Annotated in this window: 16 protein-coding genes; 9 read left to right on the top strand and 7 right to left on the bottom strand. The window is 74.2% G+C overall.

The features are described 5' to 3' along the window. Both IH54_RS40000 and IH54_RS0119915 read right to left on the bottom strand, forming a co-directional pair. Positions 1-1,040 (bottom strand): hypothetical protein (locus IH54_RS40000; RefSeq protein WP_052397660.1); only part of this gene is annotated, 1,040 nt, incomplete at its 3' end. Positions 1,041-1,234: 194 nt separating this feature from the next. Continuing rightward, on the bottom strand, positions 1,235-2,854 hold the full coding sequence (locus tag IH54_RS0119915) for a cellulose binding domain-containing protein (protein ID WP_052397661.1): 1,620 nt from the start codon (positions 2,852-2,854) through the stop codon (positions 1,235-1,237). Positions 2,855-3,129: 275 nt separating this feature from the next. Between IH54_RS0119915 and IH54_RS0119920 the strand changes: the two genes are divergently transcribed. The 8 genes from IH54_RS0119920 to IH54_RS0119960 all read left to right on the top strand — a co-directional run bounded on the left by IH54_RS0119920 (position 3,130) and on the right by IH54_RS0119960 (position 11,573). Next, positions 3,130-4,341 carry an AraC family transcriptional regulator gene (locus IH54_RS0119920; protein ID WP_078862370.1) on the top strand — a complete coding sequence of 404 codons (1,212 nt, stop codon included), beginning with the start codon at positions 3,130-3,132 and terminating at the stop codon, positions 4,339-4,341. Positions 4,342-4,370: 29 nt separating this feature from the next. Next, positions 4,371-4,802: an SRPBCC family protein gene (locus IH54_RS0119925; protein WP_031518516.1), complete on the top strand. Its 432-nt coding sequence runs from the start codon at positions 4,371-4,373 to the stop codon at positions 4,800-4,802. Between the two features lie 442 nt (positions 4,803-5,244). Beyond that, the gene (locus IH54_RS47725) at positions 5,245-5,370 is read left to right on the top strand and encodes a hypothetical protein (RefSeq protein ID WP_267965210.1); all 126 of its coding nucleotides are present in this window, start codon (positions 5,245-5,247) and stop codon (positions 5,368-5,370) included. Positions 5,371-5,816: 446 nt separating this feature from the next. Further along, a complete protein-coding gene (locus tag IH54_RS0119940) occupies positions 5,817-6,605 on the top strand; it encodes a DeoR/GlpR family DNA-binding transcription regulator (RefSeq protein WP_031518520.1) in 789 nt (262 codons plus the stop codon). 64 nt (positions 6,606-6,669) lie between these two features. After that, the gene (locus tag IH54_RS0119945) at positions 6,670-7,167 is read left to right on the top strand and encodes a GNAT family N-acetyltransferase (protein ID WP_031518522.1); all 498 of its coding nucleotides are present in this window, start codon (positions 6,670-6,672) and stop codon (positions 7,165-7,167) included. Positions 7,168-7,752: 585 nt separating this feature from the next. Next, positions 7,753-8,292: a GNAT family N-acetyltransferase gene (locus IH54_RS0119950; protein ID WP_031518525.1), complete on the top strand. Its 540-nt coding sequence runs from the start codon at positions 7,753-7,755 to the stop codon at positions 8,290-8,292. A 414-nt stretch (positions 8,293-8,706) separates the two neighbouring features. Beyond that, positions 8,707-10,623 (top strand): coagulation factor 5/8 type domain-containing protein, encoded by a 1,917-nt coding sequence (locus tag IH54_RS0119955; protein ID WP_234343638.1) that lies wholly within the window; start codon positions 8,707-8,709, stop codon positions 10,621-10,623. 134 nt (positions 10,624-10,757) lie between these two features. Continuing rightward, complete coding sequence (locus IH54_RS0119960) at positions 10,758-11,573, top strand: SAM-dependent methyltransferase (protein WP_031518529.1); 816 nt, start codon at positions 10,758-10,760, stop codon at positions 11,571-11,573. Between the two features lie 30 nt (positions 11,574-11,603). Here the strand turns inward: IH54_RS0119960 and IH54_RS0119965 are convergent, their stop codons facing one another. The 5 genes from IH54_RS0119965 to IH54_RS0119985 all read right to left on the bottom strand — a co-directional run bounded on the left by IH54_RS0119965 (position 11,604) and on the right by IH54_RS0119985 (position 16,856). After that, on the bottom strand, positions 11,604-12,506 hold the full coding sequence (locus IH54_RS0119965) for a helix-turn-helix domain-containing protein (protein WP_043181604.1): 903 nt from the start codon (positions 12,504-12,506) through the stop codon (positions 11,604-11,606). 83 nt (positions 12,507-12,589) lie between these two features. Beyond that, positions 12,590-12,829 (bottom strand): DUF397 domain-containing protein, encoded by a 240-nt coding sequence (locus IH54_RS0119970; RefSeq protein ID WP_031518534.1) that lies wholly within the window; start codon positions 12,827-12,829, stop codon positions 12,590-12,592. An 81-nt stretch (positions 12,830-12,910) separates the two neighbouring features. After that, on the bottom strand, positions 12,911-13,180 hold the full coding sequence (locus tag IH54_RS0119975) for a hypothetical protein (protein ID WP_031518536.1): 270 nt from the start codon (positions 13,178-13,180) through the stop codon (positions 12,911-12,913). Next, complete coding sequence (locus tag IH54_RS0119980) at positions 13,177-14,532, bottom strand: M20/M25/M40 family metallo-hydrolase (RefSeq protein ID WP_031518539.1); 1,356 nt, start codon at positions 14,530-14,532, stop codon at positions 13,177-13,179. Before IH54_RS0119980 ends, IH54_RS0119975 begins: the two co-directional genes overlap by 4 nt. 143 nt (positions 14,533-14,675) lie before the next feature. Continuing rightward, positions 14,676-16,856, bottom strand: coding sequence for an alpha-galactosidase (locus tag IH54_RS0119985; RefSeq protein ID WP_031518541.1), 2,181 nt, complete (start codon positions 16,854-16,856; stop codon positions 14,676-14,678). A 127-nt stretch (positions 16,857-16,983) separates the two neighbouring features. On the opposite strand from IH54_RS0119985, the gene IH54_RS0119990 reads away from it, so the two are divergent. Then, positions 16,984-17,637: a hypothetical protein gene (locus IH54_RS0119990; protein WP_031518544.1), complete on the top strand. Its 654-nt coding sequence runs from the start codon at positions 16,984-16,986 to the stop codon at positions 17,635-17,637.

Raw genomic sequence — 17,637 nt, forward strand, 5'->3', positions numbered from 1 at the left:
CCATGGCCCTGTCCGTCGGCACCGGTGGCTCCGCGGTGTGGATCGGCACCCCGGCCGCTGACGGCGCCGTCGCCGCCGCCGGTGGTGTAGGTGGTGGCCGTGTACGCCGCCGAGCACTGCCCGGAGCATGACGCGGGGAGTGAGAAGTCGTACGTCCGGCCGCCGAAGACGTAGGAGTCGGTGACGTCGCGCACCCGGATGCGGAAGTCGGTGCCGCCCGCGGTGATCGGGTCGAGGATGAAGGACTGGCCCATGTCGCCGTTCATCTGCGCGTCGTGCCAGGCGCCCGCGGAGTAGTACTCGACGCCGTGGATGCCGTTGGGCAGGTGCGAGACGGAGACCGCACCCCAGTAGCGCTGGGCGCCCTGCAGGAAGCCGATCTTGATGTCGCCGGTGTAGCCCGGCGCCTGGACGTAGTGCCAGGAGACCTGCCGGTTGTTCCAGTGGTCGGCGAGGCCGCTGACCGCGCTGCCGTTCTGCGTGAAGTGGCCGAGCGAGGCGGTGTCGAGGTCCAGGTGGTTGGGGTCGTCGCGGCACCACGCGTTGGGGTCGGCGCAGCTGTCGGCGACCAGCATCGTGAGGGTGGCGCCGTCGTACTGGTCCGAGGTCCAGCCGCCGCCCCGGCAGAAGGGCTGGCCGGCGGCGCCGTCGTTGGTGCCCGTGCAGTAGTCGCCGATGGTCACCTGCACGTAGCGGCCGCAGTTGTGGCCGTTGTCCCAGGCGCCGATGATCGAGCTCTGCGAGGCGGGCACCGGGCGCTGGTACATCGTGTAGTCGCCCGGGGTGTCGAAGACGTTGAGCGCGACGAAGTCCGGGATGTCGAGCGCCGACTGGGGCATGCCGCAGCCGCCGTAGGGCTGGCCGAGGCCGTCGAAGTGGGTGGCGTTGCCGGTGACGTCGGCCTGGGCGGCTGCGGGTGTGGCCGCGGGGGCGGGCAGCATCGTCAGGACGGACACCAGCGCCGCCGTGACGGCGGCGGCGAGCGCCGCGACCAGTCTGCGGTGCGGCCGGCGGCGGTGGTGGTGCGCGGGTACGCGCATGGACAGCTCCTTGACGTGGGGGGAATGGGAGCGCTCCCATAGTCACCGCGCGACCCGGCGCCGTCAACGGTCCCCGGAGCGGCGGCCCATGACGGGCAGGCGATGCACTGAACCGGGTAAGCGGGGCCGCCCGACGCGGACGGCCCCCCGCCGCGAGGAGGGCGGCGGGGGGCCGTACGGACGCGGAGCCGGCCTCAGGAGACCGTGCAGGCCTTGCCGTTGAGGGTGAAGGCGGCCGGGACCCCGTTGGTGCCGGACGTCGAGGACGCGCTGAAGCCGAAGGCGGCGCTGCCGCCCGCGGGCAGGGCGCCGTTGTAGGACGCGTTGGTCACGGTGACCTGCTTGCCGCTCTGCACCGCGACGCCGTTCCAGATGTTGGTGATCTTCTGGTTGCCCGGGAAGGAGAAGACCAGGCTCCAGCCGCTCAGCGCCGAGCCGCCGTTGGTGACGGTCACGGCGGCGTTGAAGGCGCTCCCCCAGTCGTCGATGTGGTAGTTCACCGCGCAGGAACCGGCCGGCGCGGTGGTGGGCGGCGTCGTCGGAGGTGTGGTGGGAGGCGTGGTGGGGGGTGTCGTCGGAGGCGTGGTGGGCGGGGTGGTGGGGGGTGTCGTCGGAGGGGTCGTGCCGCCGCCGCTCTTGGCCTTGTCGGCGTTGGAGTGCGCGGTGAAGTAGCTCAGCACCGAATCGCCGTGCATCACCCCGTAGTTGCCGTCCTTGCTGGTGTTCATGTACCACCAGAAGGCGTCCGCGTCGCCGTTGCCGGACTCCATCGTGCTGTAGATGGCCGGCCAGTACGTGCTGCGGGTGCTCGCCGAGGTGTTGAACTCGCCCAGGAAGAACGGCTTTCCGGCGCCGGTGTGCGCGTCGCCGATGTACTTGGCGACGAGCGCCTGCGTCGCGCTCACCGAGAGGTTCGCCCACCCCTCGGTCGGGTAGATGTGCGCGGAGCAGAAGTCGATGTACTGCGACTGGCATTCGTACGTGAACGGCACCCCGTTGTCGCTGCCGTAGCCGTACGCGCTGCCCTGCCCCTCGATGCCGTTGTCGATCATGTGGTTCGGGTCGATGCCCCTGATGTGCGCGCCGACCTTGTCCTCCCAGGCCCGGAAGGTCGCGCCGACCGTGTTGTCGGCCGGGTTCACGTCCTGGTAGCGGGGCTCGTTCATCAGTTCCCAGGAGAAGATGGTCGGGTCGTTCTTGTAGGCCACGCCCGTGTAGTGGTTGACCCGGTTCAGCGCGTAGTCCACGTAGAACTCGTAGTCGGCCAGGCACCCCGGGCATTTCGACGAGTCGAAGAAGTAGCCGGAGTTGGCGGTGGAGACGCCCTCCCAGCCGAGGACGGCGTTGACGCCGCCGTAGGCCGTCCAGTAGTTCTCCAGCGCAGGGACGACCCGCAGGCCGTGCTGCGCGGCGGAGTAGAGGACGTAGTCGAACTCCGCCCACTCCTGCTCGTTCATGGTGTTCTTGGCGGGTTCGAAGCCGTGCCACTGCTCGTGGTCGAACATCCACGTGCGGACGACCGTGACGCCGTCCGCGGCCATGTTCGCCATCTCGCTGTCGATCGCGGCCTTGTCCATGTACTGCGTCTCGGTGTCGCCCGAGCCGCTGCCGAAGGTGAAGAGGTCGTAGGAGTTGGCGCCGGCGAAGTAGGCGGTCTTGCCGTCGACGCAGAAGTGCGTGCCGCACCGCTGGACGAAGCCGGTGGTGGCGGCGCGGGCGGGGCCGGGTGCGGCGACGGCCAGGAGCGCGGCCATCAGTGCCGTCGTCACCGCGGCGAGGGCCGCCAGCCGGAAGCGTCGTGCTGGGAGTGTCATGCATTCTCCTCGGAATGTCCGGACGTTCCCTGACAGGAAGGCTGTTCGGGTGACAGCGGAGCCGGATGGCGACTCTCGTCTGTACCGGTTAAGCAAGATGAAGGTACTGAGGCGTGACGGAAAGTCAAGGGATCCGCCGCGCATGCCCGCGGGACGCGCGGTCCGCCGCAGCGAGCCCCCGGAACCCGCGGCTCCGGGCGGCGGGGCGGAGACGGGCCGTGCGGGAGCGCGCGGGCAATCTGCGTGGGCGTCTCGATGCGGGGTAGCGTCCCGGAGTGGATGTGCTGAGCGACGTGGTCGCGGCGGCCCGGACCGGGCGGCCGCGGTCGTCGCTGGTGCGGTACTCCGCGCCCTGGGCACGGGAGTTCGCGCCCGCGCAGGACACGGTGGCGGTCCACGTGGTGCTGCACGGCGCGTGCGTGCTGCGGGTGGCCGCGGAGGAGGCGGACGCCGACCCGGACGGCGGGGCCCGCACCGCGGTGGCCGCCTTCGACGGCCCGCACCCCGCCGGACGCCCGCCGCCGCCCCCTCCGGTACGGGCCCCGGCCGCCGCACGCGCCGGCTCCGGCGACGTCCTGCTCGTCCCGCACGGCTCCGGCCACCTGCTGGCCGACCCGCTCGCCCGGCCCCTCCCCCCCGCCGCCGCGGCCGCCCCCTACGGCGACGGCGCGAGCCCCGGCGCATCCCGCCCGGCGCGCGGCGGCCCGCCCGCACCGCCCCGGACCGGCACCCACCTCCCCGGCCCCCGCAGCGGCGAGCGCACGCCGCCCGCACCGCCCCGGACCGGCACCCACGTCCCCGGCCCCCGCGGCGCCGAGCGCACCCCGCCGGACACCGCGCCCGGCGACGGACCCGCGTCCGTCCTGCTCAGTGGCGGCTACCGGCTCGACCCGCGGTACGTCCACCCGCTCCTGCACGGCCTCCCGGCGGTGCTCCACCTGCCCGCGAGCCCCGCGCGGCACCCGGACGTCACGGCCGCGGTCCGGCTGCTCGCCGGGGAACTGGACCGCCCGCGGCTCGGCACGGACGCGCTCATCCCCCCGCTGCTCGACGCCCTCCTGCTCTACACGCTGCGCGCATGGTTCGCCGACCGCCCTGCGCACACCGAGGGGCCCAGCTGGGGCGAGGCGCTGACCGACCCGCCGGTGGCTGTCGCGCTTCGCGCGATGCACCGCGCCCCGGAGGCGCCCTGGACCGTCGAACGGCTCGCGCGCGAGGCGGGCCTGTCCCGCGCCGCCTTCGCCCGCCGCTTCGCGGCCCTGACCGGGCGCCCGCCGCTGGCGTACCTGACGTGGTGGCGGATGACGCTCGCCGCCCGCCGGCTCGCGGAGTCGGCGCAGCCGCTCGCGGCGGTCGCGGCCCACGTGGGCTACTCCTCGGAATTCGCCTTCGCGCACGCCTTCAAGCGGTGGTACGGCGAGGCGCCCGGCCGCTACCGCAGGACCGCCCGGCACCGGCCCGTTCACGAGCCGACGGCGCGTCGGTAACCTGGCCGGGTCCGGCCGGAAGGAGCCCCGTGCCCAGTTACTCGTACGCCGTCACGATCGCCGCGCCCGCCGCCCAGGTCTGGCAGGTGCTCGCCGCGCCGGAGAAGTGGCCGGAGCTGACGCCCTCGATGACCTCGGTACGCGGCCTCGCCGGCCCCGACCTCGCCCTCGGCGCCCGCTTCGCCGTACGCCAGCCCCGGCTGCGCCAGGCGGTCTGGCAGGTCACCGCCCTCGACGAGGGCACGTCCTTCGTCTGGGAGACCCACGCCCCGGGCGCCGCCTCCCGGGCCGCCCACGTCCTCGACCCGGACGGCCCCGCCACCCGCCTCACCCTCACCCTCGACCAGTCCGGCCCCCTCTCGTGGCCGATCGCCTTCCTCCTCGGCCCCACCATCCGCCGCTACCTCACCCTTGAGGGCGACGGTATGAAGAACCGCACGGAGCAGCCCCCTTCCCGGTAGCGGCGGCTGTGGATCGCGGCCGGGCCGGGCGCGGGCCCGGGGGCGTGGACTTCCGCCACCGGCCCTGCACTCCGGCCATGCCGGTCCGGCGCCGGCCCGCCGGTTCCACCGAGGAGCAGCTGTCGATCATCGACACCTTGATCGCTCTGCCGTTCCCCGAAGGGAAGAGCTCATCCAGGACGCACACGGATGGGGAGGTCCCGGGTACCACATAGCCGTTCTCCGGGAGAGCCGGGACTTCTGGGACGTTCCCGACCCGGAGACGATCACGGCAGCGGAGGAGGAGTCGGAGGCGGACCTCACCGCACTGGTCACGGCGCTGTCCGGGCGTCGGGGCAGTCCGACCGCGATCGATCTGTGGCCCTTCCTCGGGCTCGACCACCCGGACTACCCGGACATCGAGGCGCCGCCCGAGCCCCTGAACTCCCTTTGCATGCAAGCGGTGAGCACGCAGATGTGGCAGGTGTCCACCGCTCGCCGGGTCGGGCTCACCGTCGGCCGAGCCGACCGGGAGTTCCCCTTCGCACTGCTCGCCGCCGTCGGCGACGCGTCCACGCTTCCGAAGTGAGCCGCCCACTCCATGTCTCGGTGAGACGGGGCGACAATTCGGCCACCCCGACCGCGCCCCGACCTGGTCGTCCCCTTCACCCCACCGGCGGGCAGCCGCCGACGAACCTCGGGAGGGGGGCGATCCGGGGGTGCCCCCGCAGGAATGCGCCTCCCCGCCCCTCACCAACACCGGAAGAGGGTGAACGCGCATTCCGAGGAGGTACCCCCGCCAGTGGCACCCGACCCCACCCCCAAACGGACAGCGCGATGCCCCGCCGGGCACACCAGGGGCGTGGGGGCCCCTCCCGGCCGAAGCTCAGGGGGAGGACCGCGCGCAACCACCCACCGGCGGACGATCCCGCGACCGCAGCGGGGCACCCCGCGGGTCCCCGCGCGCGGGGAACTACGCTGACCGCACACCCCGGCGGGAGACACCCGCACCGACCGGCCCAGGAAGGAGCCCCCATGTCACGGGACGCCCGGTGGACCTCGCTCCTGGACCTGCTCGCCGCCAACGGCCGGCTGGAGGTGGAGGAGGCGGCCACCGCCCTCAACGTCTCCGCCGCCACGATCCGCCGCGACCTCGACCAGCTGGCCGAGCAGCACATGCTCGTCCGCACCCGCGGCGGCGCCGTCACCCACGGCGTGTCGTACGAGCTGCCCCTGCGCTACCGCACCGCCCGCAACACCGAGCAGAAGCAGCGGATCGCGGCCGCGGTCGCCGCGATGGTCGGCGCCGGGGAGGTGGTGGGCCTCACCGGCGGCACCACGACCACCGAGGTCGCACGGGCACTGGCGCTGCGCGGCGACCTCACCGAGGCCGCGGGCCGGCAGCCCGCCCTCACCGTGGTCACCAACGCCCTCAACATCGCCGGGGAGCTGGTGATCCGCCCGCAGATCAAGCTCGTGGTGACCGGCGGCGTCGCCCGCCCGCAGTCCTACGAGCTGACCGGCCCGCTGGCCGCCGGGGTGCTGCGGGAGGTCACCCTCGACCTCGCCGTGCTCGGTATCGACGGGATCGACCCCGGCGAGGGCGTCTACGCCCACCACGAGGACGAGGCGAGCACCAACCGGCTGCTGGCGCAGCGGGCCCGGAGGGTCGTGGTGGCCACCGACTCCTCGAAGATCGGCCGCCGCGCCTTCGCCCGCATCTGCGCCACGGAAGCCGTGCACACGCTGGTGACCGACGCCGCCGCCCCGCCCGCCGCGCTGGCGCGTTTCGCGGACGCCGGGGTCGAAGTCGTGACCGTCTGACGCTCGCACCACGGCCGGCCGGAGCCCCTCAGGGCCCTGACCTGCGGCGTGGCATGCTGGCGGGATGAGCGAAACGCACGGCACCACCCTTGTCCGCTGGCCCGCGGAGGGCCCCTGCGACGAGGCGCTGTCCGCGCTGCTCGCCGCTTACCACCTGCGGACGGAGTCCGAGAAGGGCGCGCCCGTCGCGGGCGTGGAAGCGCTGCCGGCCCGCTACCGGGCCGAGGTCGAGGCCCCGCGCACCGCCTTCGCGAGGGACACCGTCCTGGTGGCCGTGAGCTCCGGCACTGCGGCGGGCTGCGTCGTCGTGACCGCCCCCGAGGACGGCCGCTCGGAGGTCAAGCGGCTCTGGACCGACCCCGCGTTCCGCGGCCGCGGCATCGCGTCGGCCCTGCTCGGCGCGGCCTTCACCCGGTCCGCGGCGGACGGCGCGGCCGCCGTGCGGCTGTCGGTGTGGAGCTGGCGGACGGGCGCGATCGCGCTGTACGGGCGGCTGGGCTTCGCCGTGTCGGAGTCCTGGGACGAGCGGGACGAGCTGGTGTGCATGGAGCGGCCGCTGTGAGCGGTACGGCGGCGCAGCCCCGCCCGGCCGGGCACCCGCCCCGGCGGCACGGCCGCGGGCCCGGCGCCGCTCGTGGCCTTGGCCCCGCGACAGCTGCCCGCGCACCCGGCGGGCCGTTCACCCGCTCACCCGCGCCACCACCGCCGACACCGTCCTTGCCGGATACCCCCTGTCCCGCGGCACGGCCCTGCTGTACAGCACCTGGCTCCTCCGCGGGCAACCGGAAGGTCTTCCCCGGCCACGACCGCTTCCGTCCCGACCGCTTCCGTCCCGACCGCTTCCGTCTCGAGCGGTGGCTCACCGACGAGGCGGGCACGCCGCCCCGCGACGCGCACGTCCTCCTCGGCGGCGGTAACCGCACGTGCGTCGGGATCCACCACGCCCGCGTGGAGACGGCGCCCGCGCCGGCCGGCGTGTACGCGCGCCGGGACCTCACCCCGCACCCCGGCGCCGGGCTGCGCGTCCGCGTGAAGGGCTCCCTCGGGGCAGGACGGCCGCGCACGGCCTGCCACCCGCGCGGCCCGGGGTCAGGACCCGCGCCGGCTTCCCCTCCCGGGTGAACGGCCCTGCTGCTAGCGTGCGCTGATGGATCATCTGAGCCCGGTGGCATGGCCGCCCGCACCGATCAGGACCGAACGGCTGGTGCTGCGCGCGCCCGAGGCGCGGGACCGCGCGGCGTTCGTCGAGCTGCTCGCGTCACCCGAGGTGCACACCTACCTCGGCGGCCCCCGTCCGCGTGCCGAACTCGAACGCGAACTGCCCGAGGTGCCCGAGCAGTGGCCCGGGAGCTTCGTCGTCACGCTCGACGGGTCGATGATCGGCCACATCCTGCTGCGGCGGGGCCCCGCCGAGCGGCGGCCGGCCGCCGCCGGGAAGGCCGATCTCGGCTACCTGTTCCTGCCGCGGGCGTGGGGGTCCGGTTACGCGGCCGAGGCGTGCACGGCGGCTCTGGGCTGGCTGGACACCGTCCTCCCCGGCGAGCCGGTGGTGCTCGCCACCCAGACCGCCAACTCCGCCTCGATGCGCCTCGCGGCGCGGCTGGGCTTCACGGAGGTGGAGCGGTTCGTGGCGTGGGACGCCGAGCAGTGGCTCGGGCTGCGGCCCCCGGTCGCACCGGCCGGCTGACATCCCGGCGGCACCCTGCCGCGACCTGACGCACACGCAACAGTTACGACACCGTAATAGCACCCCGCGCCGGCTCCGGCACGCTCCGCACCCGTATCCCGGCGCCACCGACACGTCTCGCCGATCGACGTGAAACCGCAGGTCACAGCCCTGTCCCGGCGATGAACGGGCGCACTCCCGCCGCTGCGGCCACCGGACGGCAGGCGCCGGAGCGCGGCCGCGGCGGGGGCTGGTACGGCTGTGAGCAGCGGTGTCACGCCTGCCCGAGAGCGCTCTCACGGGATCTTGACACCGACTTCCCGCAGCCCGCAGGGTACGTCTGCAAGAGAGCGCTCTCACGCGCCCGCGGTCCGTGGGGCTGCCGGTCCCGGGCCGTACGAAGGTCGCAGACAGTCGCGGAAGGTGGTCGTCGTCATGTCGTCGTTCAGGGATCCTGGCAGTGAACTCACCGGCTCCGTCACCGACACCACCACGACGTCGGCCTCCACCTCGGGCGCCGGCCTCCGCACCGGCGCGGCCGTCGACGCGCACCTCGGCCCCGACGCCGGCGGCCTGAGCCGCCGCTCGTTCCTCGCGACCGCCGCGCTCGCCTCCGCCGTGCCGGCCGGGACCGCCGCGGCGCCGGCCGCCGCGCGCGGGCAGGGGCGCCCGCAGGGGCCCGCGGAACCGGACTTCGGGCCGAACGTGCGGGTCTTCGACCCGGCCACGCCGGTGGCCGAGATCCAGGCCGCGCTGGACGCCGCCGCCCAGCAGCAGGTCGTGGGCGAGTTCGGCACCGGCCGCTTCGCCTTCCTCTTCAAACCCGGCACCTACGACGTGGACGCCCAGCTCGGCTACTACACCTCGGTCGCGGGACTGGGCCTGTCGCCCGACGACGTGACGATCAACGGCGCCGTGCGCGTCGAGGGCCGGCCGCAACCCGGCGGCGGGGACAGCGCGCTGACCAACTTCTGGCGCTCGGCGGAGAACCTGGCCGTCGCGCCCACGGGCGGGGCCAACCGCTGGGCGGTCTCGCAGGCCGCGCCGCTGCGCCGGGTGCACATCCGCGGGCAGCTGCACCTCTCCCCGCGTCAGGGCGGCTTCGCGAGCGGCGGCTACATCGCGGACTCGGTGGTCGACGGCGAGGTCGTCAACGCCTCGCAGCAGCAGTGGCTGACCCGCAACAGCGCGGTGGGCGGCTGGTCCAACGGCGTCTGGAACCAGGTCTTCTGCGGCGTCACGGGCGCGCCCGAGCAGTCCTTCCCGCAGCCGTCCTACACCACCTTGCCGACCACCCCGGTCAGCCGCGAGAAGCCCTTCCTCTACGTCGACGCGACCGGCGGCTACCGGGTGTTCCTGCCCGCGCTGCGGCACGGCACCAAGGGCGCGACGTGGAGCGCCGGGCACACGCCGGGCAGTTCGATCCCGATCGAGCAGTTCTTCGTCGCGCGGCCGACGGATTCGGTGCGCACCATCAACAAGGCGCTGGCGCAGGGCAAGCACCTGCTGCTGACCCCCGGCATCTACCGGCTGACCGGCACGGTCAAGGTCAAGTGGGCGGGCACGGTGGTGCTGGGCCTCGGCTTCGCGACGCTCGTCCCGGTCACCGGGGCGGTGGCTATGCGGGTGGAGAACGTCCGCGGGGTGCGCATCGCCGGGCTGCTCTTCGACGCGGCCGAGGCCGAGTCGCGGGCGCTGCTGGAGATCGGCGGCGGCCGAGGCCGGCGCAGCGACCCGCAGGACCCGGCGTCGGTGCAGGACGTGTTCTTCCGGGTCGGCGGCGCGGGCCCGGGGCGTACCGGCACCGCGCTGGTGGTGGGCAGCGACGACGTGCTGATCGACCACGTCTGGGCGTGGCGCGCCGACCACGGCAGCGGGGTGGGCTGGACGGTGAACACCGCGGAGCACGGCATCGTGGTCAACGGCGACAACGTGCTGGCGACGGGGCTGTTCGTCGAGCACTTCCAGCGGGAGAACGTGCTCTGGAACGGCGAGCACGGCCGTACGGTTATGTTCCAGGGCGAGCTGCCCTACGACCCGCCGCACCAGGCCGCCTACCGCCGGCCGGACGGCGACGGCTACCCGGCCTACAAGGTCGCCGAGCAGGTGCGGCAGCACGAGGCATGGGGGCTCGGCTGCTACTGCTTCTTCACGGTCGACCCGGAGATCCGGGTGAGGAGCGGGTTCGAGGCTCCGGTGGCGGACGGTGTGCGCCTGTACGACCTGCTGACGGTGTCGCTGAACGGCGCCGGGGTCATCGAGCACGTCGTCAACGACCACGGCGGCGCGGCGGAGGGCACCGCCACCGTGCCGGTGACGGTGGTGCGCTACCCCGTGCTGATTGCCGGTTGAATGCCACGGAACGTCATGGAGCGTTTCCTGTGGGGCAGTTGGGGTCGCCCGGCGGTCCGCGGCTGCCTAGGATGGATGTGCTCCAGCTCACTTTCACCTCGGCTGTGCCGGGCCGACGATGCCGCGAGGACCCGATGGACGACGCGTATGTCCCGCTGACGGACCGCATCGACGTCAGCGTGCCCAGCGTGGCGCGGATGTACGACTACCTGATGGGCGGCAAGGACAACTACCCTGCCGACCGCGCGGCGACCGAGGAGCTGCTGAAGCAGGTCCCGAGCACCAAGGTCCTGGCAGTGAACAACCGGTCGTTCCTGCGCCGGGTGGTACGGCGGCTCGCCGAGGACTACGGCATCCGGCAGTTCGTCGACCACGGCTCGGGCCTGCCGACGCAGGACAACGTCCACGAGGTGGCCCAGCGGGTCGACCCGGAGTGCCGGGTCGTCTACATCGACAACGACCCGATCGTGCTCGCCCACGGCCGGGCGCTGCTGGAGCAGAACGAGAACACCGCCGTGATCCAGGCGGACATGCGCGACACCGAGGCGGTGTGGTCGCACCCCGAGGTCAAGCGGCTGATCGACACCGAGCAGCCCGTCGCGGTGCTCTTCGTGTCGGTGCTGCACTGCATCCCGGACCGCGACGACCCGGCGGGGGTGGTGCGCCGCGCCGCGGCCAAGGTGCCGCCCGGCAGCTTCCTGGTGGTGTGCCAGCTGGTGAGCGAGGACGAGCAGACGCGGCGCGGCGTCACCGAGTTCATGGACCGCACCACGGGGGGGAACTGGGGCGAGGTGCGGCGCGAGTCGGACGTCCGGCACTTCCTGGCGGGCACCCGGCTGCTGGAGCCGGGGCTGGTCGAGGTGTCGATGTGGCGCCCGGACACCGACCTGGTGCCGCGGCAGCCGAGCATGGAGTGGATCGAGTTCGGCGGCGTCGGGCGTATCGGCTGACGGCCGCCCGCGTCCTCCCCCGCCGGGGCGTCAGCGGTAGCGCTGCAGCGCCTGCTCCAGGAGCACCCGGCTGGCCGCCGGGGTCGCGGCGAGCGCGCTCAGCTCGTCCAGCGCGGCGCGGTAGTGGTCGACGTCGGAGAGCCGGTCGAGGTAGACCGCGCTGGTCATGTGCTCCAGGTAGACCATGTCCGGCAGGAAGCCCTGGGCGAAGCGCAGGTAGGTGACGGACGTCCCCGGGGTCGCCGCGGCGCTCGCGGCGTAGGAGGCGATCTGCAGCCGTACGCCGGGCTGCCGCAGCACCTCCAGCAGATACGTGAGCTGCTCGCGCATCACGTCCGCGCCGCCGACGGGGCGGTGCAGCACGCCCTCGTCGACGAGCGCCCACAGGACGGGGGCGCCCGGCTCGGTCATCCGGCGCTGCCGCTCCAGGCGCAGCTCGACGCGCCGGGCGTTCTCCTCGGCGGGCGCGAGGCGGTGGCCGCTCTGCACGACGGCCCGCGCGTAGCGTTCGGTCTGGAGCAGGCCGGGCACGAACTGCGTCTCGTAGCTGCGCACCAGGTGGGCGTCCCGCTCCAGGCCGATGAGCTGCTGGAGCCAGTCGGGAACGATCTCGCCGTACGGCTGCCACCAGTCGGGGCCGGTGGCGCGCTGCACCAGGCGGCCGATCTCGGCGCGCTCGGCCTCGCCGACGCCGTAGAGGTGCAGGAGTTCGTCGACGTCGCGGGCCTTGAGGGAGACATGGGCGGTCTCCATGCGGCTGATCTTCGAGGCGTGGGCGCGGATGTGGGCGCCGGCCGCGGCCGGGGAGCAGTTGCGGCTCTCCCGAAGGGAGCGCAGGTAGGTGCCGAGGACCCGGGACATGGCCCGGGAGCCCATCTCGGGGCGGCGCTCGAACAGCGGTAAGGGCGAGGCGGGCTGCGGCTGGACGGACATGCGGGCTCCCCGAGTGGTACCGGACGACCGGTACTGCTCCGCGAAGCCCGCGACCCGCCCCTGCGGGCGTCACACCGCAGGCTTCACGCCGTGAAGGTGTCGAAGTCGCCGTCCTTGGCGCCCCCGACGAATGCGGTTATCTCCTCCTGTGTGTATACCAGAGCGGGCCCGTCGGGATAGCGGGAATTGCGAACGGCCACCCCTCCGTCGGGAAGTTGCGCGAACTCCACGCAGTTTCCGCTCGGGTTGCTGCGGGCGCTCTTGATCCATTCCACTCCGGGAATGCTGCTGGCCTGGACGCCGTTGCCGAACTGCTCGGTCATTGCCGTACCGCCTCTCGGGCTCGCTTCCGCCGGCTCGTCCGCCGCACGGGCACCGTCAGGCACGGTGTCCGCACCCGGGGTCTACCCGGCAAGTGCAGCTGCAATTCCCGATGCAATTGCATACTTTGCCGCCGACCCGCGGACCACCGGCCGGCCACGCCAGGTGGCGACCGCGCCGAGCGAGACGAATCCGCAGATCAGCACGAAGAGGATGGCCGGCAGCGGCCAGATGAAGCGCAGGTACCGGTCGTAGCGGACCTCGGCGAGCGAGACGCCGCCGGTGCCGCCGTCGGCCGGAGGGGGTCCGGCGCCGCCGGTCTCGGTGCCCGGGCCGGCCGCCGCGGTGCTCACCGCCGGCCGCCGGCCGCCTTGAAGTCCGCGGCGTACTCCCGCAGGAAGGCCGCCTCGGCGACGACGGCGCCGCGCAGCTCGGAGAGGAGCACCCGCTCGTTGGGCGCGTGCAGGTTGCACATGCTGTCCTGCGCTCCGAAGAGCAGCACCTCCGCGTCCGGCACAGCCCTGGCGAGCCCGTTGACCAGCGGGATGGAGCCGCCGCTGGCCGCCAGTTGCGCCTCGCTCCCCCAGCCCTCGCGCAGCGCCGCGCGTGCCGCCCGGTAGGCGGGCCCGCCGGTGGCCGGTTCAAAGCCGGGGCCCGCGTCGCTCGGGGTGACGGTCAGCTCGATGCCGTACGGGCGGTGCTCGCGCAGATGCGTCACGAGGGCGTCGGTGGCCTCGCGCGGGTCCTGCTGCGGGTGGACGCGCAGGTTGAGCCTGGCGCGTGCGTACGGGACGACGGCGGAGGCGGCGCCGTCGACGGCGGGGGCGTCCAGGCCGATCACGGTGATCGCCGGGCCGCTCCACAGCCGCTCGCCGAGACTGCCGCTGCCGGTCAGCGGCATCCCGTCGGCGACGGTGGCCAGTTCGCGGAACTCCTCCTCGGTGTAGGACGCGCCCTGCCACTCCTCACGGCGCAGCCCCTGGACCGCGACGTCGCCGCGCTCGTCGTGCAGCCCGGCGAGCGCGCGCAGCAGCGCGAGCAGCGCGTCGGGGGCGGCGCCGCCGAACTCTCCGCTGTGCCGGGCCTCGGCGAGGGTGCGGACCTCCACCACGACCTCCGCGACCCCGCGCAGCCCGGTGGTCAGGGTGGGGGTGCCGGGGCGCAGGTTGCCCATGTCGGCGATGACCATCGCGTCGCACGCGAAGCGCGCGGGGTCGGTCGGCGGGTAGTCGTCGAAGGCGCTGCCGTACTCCTCCTGCCCCTCCAGGACGATCTTCAGCCCGGTCGGCGGGCGCCCGCCGTACGCGCGCAGCACCCCGATGTGGGCGATGACGTTGGACTTGTCGTCGGCGATCCCGCGCGCCCGCAGGCCCCCTTCCACGGGCGTGGGCTCGAACGGCGGGGAGAGCCACAGCGACTCGTCGCCGGGCGGCTGGACGTCGTAGTGGCCGTAGAGCAGCACGGTCGGGGCGTCCGGGGCCGGCGGCGGCACCTCGGCATAGATCACCGGCGCGGTGTCGGGCAGGTCGATGCGCTCGATGTGCTCGACCCCGGCGTCCCTCAGCAGCTCCACCAGCAGGTCGTGCGCGCGCTCCACCTCGGCGCGGGGGTAGCCGGGGAAGGCGATCGACGGGATCGCGGCAAGCCGGACGAGGTCGGCGGTCAGGCCCTCCATCAGGCTGTCCACCGTGCTGCTGAGGTCCATCGGCGCTCCCCGGTCCGGCTGGTCCGCGCCCGGGCCCGGGCGCGGCTGTCCACCTCAGACCCTGGCGCACGCCGCGCCGCCCGTGCAGCCGGGACGGGCCGAACGGGCGGCGGGCGGTCGTGTACGCGGGCGCGGCAGTCGCGTCAGGCGGCCCGCACCTCGACCAGCAGTGCCTGACCCGGGTTCAGCGTCGGCATCGGCAGCCCGGCGTGCACCGCGACCGCCCCCGGCAGCGGCACCCACCCCTCCAGCGCGGCGGTGAACCACGCGGGCCCGGCGTTCTGGTGCAGCGACGGCAGCCCCGGTTCGGTGCGGATCCGCACCCGGTAGGCGGTGTCCGGGTCGAGGCCCGGCAGCGGCACCCGCCCGGACTGGCCGTCGGCCGAGGTCGCGGTGCGGGCCCAGCAGTAGAGCGCGGCGGAGGCGTCGGGCGCGACTGCGCCGTGCAGCAGCACCGCCTCGTCCGGGAGGTCGGCGCGGACCTGCCGCCCGCCGTGCAGCAGCGGGCGCAGCTCGCGGTAGAGCGCAGTCCAGGCGGTGATGAGTGCGAGCTCGGCGGGCTCGCAGGCGGTGAGGTCCTGCTCGATGCCGGGGTGGCCGAAGAGGCTGGTCACGAGCCGGAAGGAGGCGGCGGCGACCCGCCTTGTGGTGTGGCTCTCGGCGGCCCCGACGTGCGAGCCCATCAGCTCGGGCGGCAGCAGCTGCCCCGTCCAGCGCTGGATGGCCTGGCGTTCGACCGGGTCGATGCAGTCGGAGGTCCAGACCCGGTCGGTGCGGGCGAGGATGCCGAGGTCGATCCGGGCGCCGCCGGAGGCGCAGCTCTCGATCTCCAGCCCGGGGTGGCGGGCCCGCAGCGTGTCGAGCAGCCGGTAGAGCGCGTCGACCTGGGCGTGTCCCGCGGGCCGGTCGCCGGGGCCGTGCACGGCTTCGTGGAGGTCCCGGTTGTGGTCCCACTTGAGGTAGCCGATGCCGTACTCGCCGACGAGGGTGTCGATGCGCTCCAGCAGGTACGCCCACGCGTCCGGGTGGGCGATGTCGAGCACGTACTGGTTGCGGGAGGTGGGGCCGCGGCCGCGGGCGGGGCCGAGGATCCAGTCCGGGTGGGCACGGGCCAGTTCGGAGTCGGGGTTGACCATCTCCGGTTCGAACCACAGCCCGAAGTCCATGCCGAGGGCGCGGACGTGGTCGGCGAGCGGGCCGAGGCCGTCCGGCCACACGGCGGGGTCGACGTACCAGTCGCCGAGGCCCGCGGTGTCGGCGCGGCGGCCGGTGAACCAGCCGTCGTCGAGCACGAAGCGCTCGACGCCGACCTCGGCGGCCCGGTCGGCGAGGCGGCGCAGCCGGTCGAGGTCGTGGTCGAAGTAGACGGCCTCCCAGCTGTTGAGGACGACGGGCCGGGGGGTGTGCGGGTGGCCGGGGCGGGCGCGCAGCAGGGCGTGGAAGCGGTCGGCGAGGCCGTCGAGCCCGGCGCCGGACCACGCGAAATGGCAGACGGGGGTGCGGTAGGTGTCGCCGGGGGCGAGGCGGATCTCGCCGGGCCGCAGCAGCTCGCCGCCGCCGAGAACGCCGCCGTGCACGCCCGCGCCCTCGGGCAGCCGCTCGGCGAGGTAGCGCTGGTCGCCGCTCCAGGCGACGTGCACGCCCCACACCTCGCCGCTGCGGAAGCCGAAGCCGGGCACCCCCGCTGCGAGCAGGTACGGCGAGTCCGCGCCGGGCTTGCCGCGCCGGGCCTCACGGACGTGGCTGCCGTGGCCGAGCGGGCGGCGTTGCGGCACCCGCTCGCGGCTCCACTTGCCGGTGAAGTCCAGCAGCTCGGTGGCCCGCCCGGGCAGCGGCAGCAGCGTGGTGACGCGTGCGAGGTCGTACGGCTCGGGTCCGGCGTCGGCGCGGCGTGTCAGTGTCGCGAAGGCGGCGAGCACGCCGGAGGGTTCGAGGCGGTAGGTCAGCTCGGTGTCGAGGCCGGTCGCGGCGTCGGTGAACGACAGGACGATCTCGCCGCCGCCGGCCGCGGACTCCTCGTGCGTGCTGCCCGTCAGCACCGGCCCCGGAGCGGCGGCCCCGCCCGCCGCGTGGCCCTCCTGCGCCGGGGTGCCGGACCAGCCGTCGGCCTCGGTGGGCCAGACGGTCAGCCGGCGCGGCACGTCGAGGGCGTTGTTGAGCACCGCCTGGTCGGCGGTCAGGGCGAGCGCGGCGGCGTCCGCGTCCGGCAGCGGGCCGAGGTCGGCGCCCCAGTGCAGCACGCGGGGCACCGGCTCGGTCAGTTCGACGACCAGCGCGGTGCCCGCGGCCCGCAGGGCGAGGACACGGGCGGGGGGTGTCGGCATGGGGGTCCTCTCAAGTCCTCGCGTTCGATCATGGTGAACCTAGAGTGCTTTTCCTTCGGCGGTCAACAGATTCCAACGTCACAAAAGGGCGTTCGACCCGGGACCGCCCCACGGTACGGTGCCGGTCATGACCTCAGCCGCAGCCCCCACCCCCGGCCCGGTGACCGCCGACGACGTCACCGAGGCCGTACGCCTGTCGATCGCCGCCCTGCGCGAAGCGCCCGAGGACGGTTGGGACGCCCCGGCGGGCGACCTGACGTGGACGTGCTGGCAGACCGCGGAGCACCTGGCCGACGACCTGTTCGCGTACGCCCTGCAGCTCGGGCCCGAACGGCCGCCGCTGACGACACACGTGCCGGTCACCTGGCACCGCGAACATCCCGGCGGACCGGCGAGCACCATCTTCGTCGAGCGCAAGGAGGGCACCGCCGGCCTGCTCCAGGTACTGGACGGCTGCGGCGCGCTGCTGGCGGCGATGGTGCGGGTCACGGCGCCGGAGGTGCGCGCCCACCACGTCTTCGGCGCCGCCGACCCCGAGGGCTTCGCGGCGATGGGCGTCGTCGAGACCCTGGTCCACGTCCACGACATCACCGCGGGGCTCGGCCTGCCGCCCTTCACCCCGCCGCCCGCCCTGTGCGCCCGCACCCTGCACCGCCTCTTCCCCGGCGCCCCCGCGGACACCGGCCCCTGGCCCGCGCTGCTGTGGTCGACCGGCCGCATCGCCCTGCAGGACCGCCCGCGCCAGGAGAAGTGGCGCTGGTACGGGGAACCGCGCGGCTGA

Origin of the sequence: Streptomyces sp. NRRL F-5123 (genome assembly GCF_000721495.1) — a bacterium.
GTDB lineage: Bacteria > Actinomycetota > Actinomycetes > Streptomycetales > Streptomycetaceae > Actinacidiphila.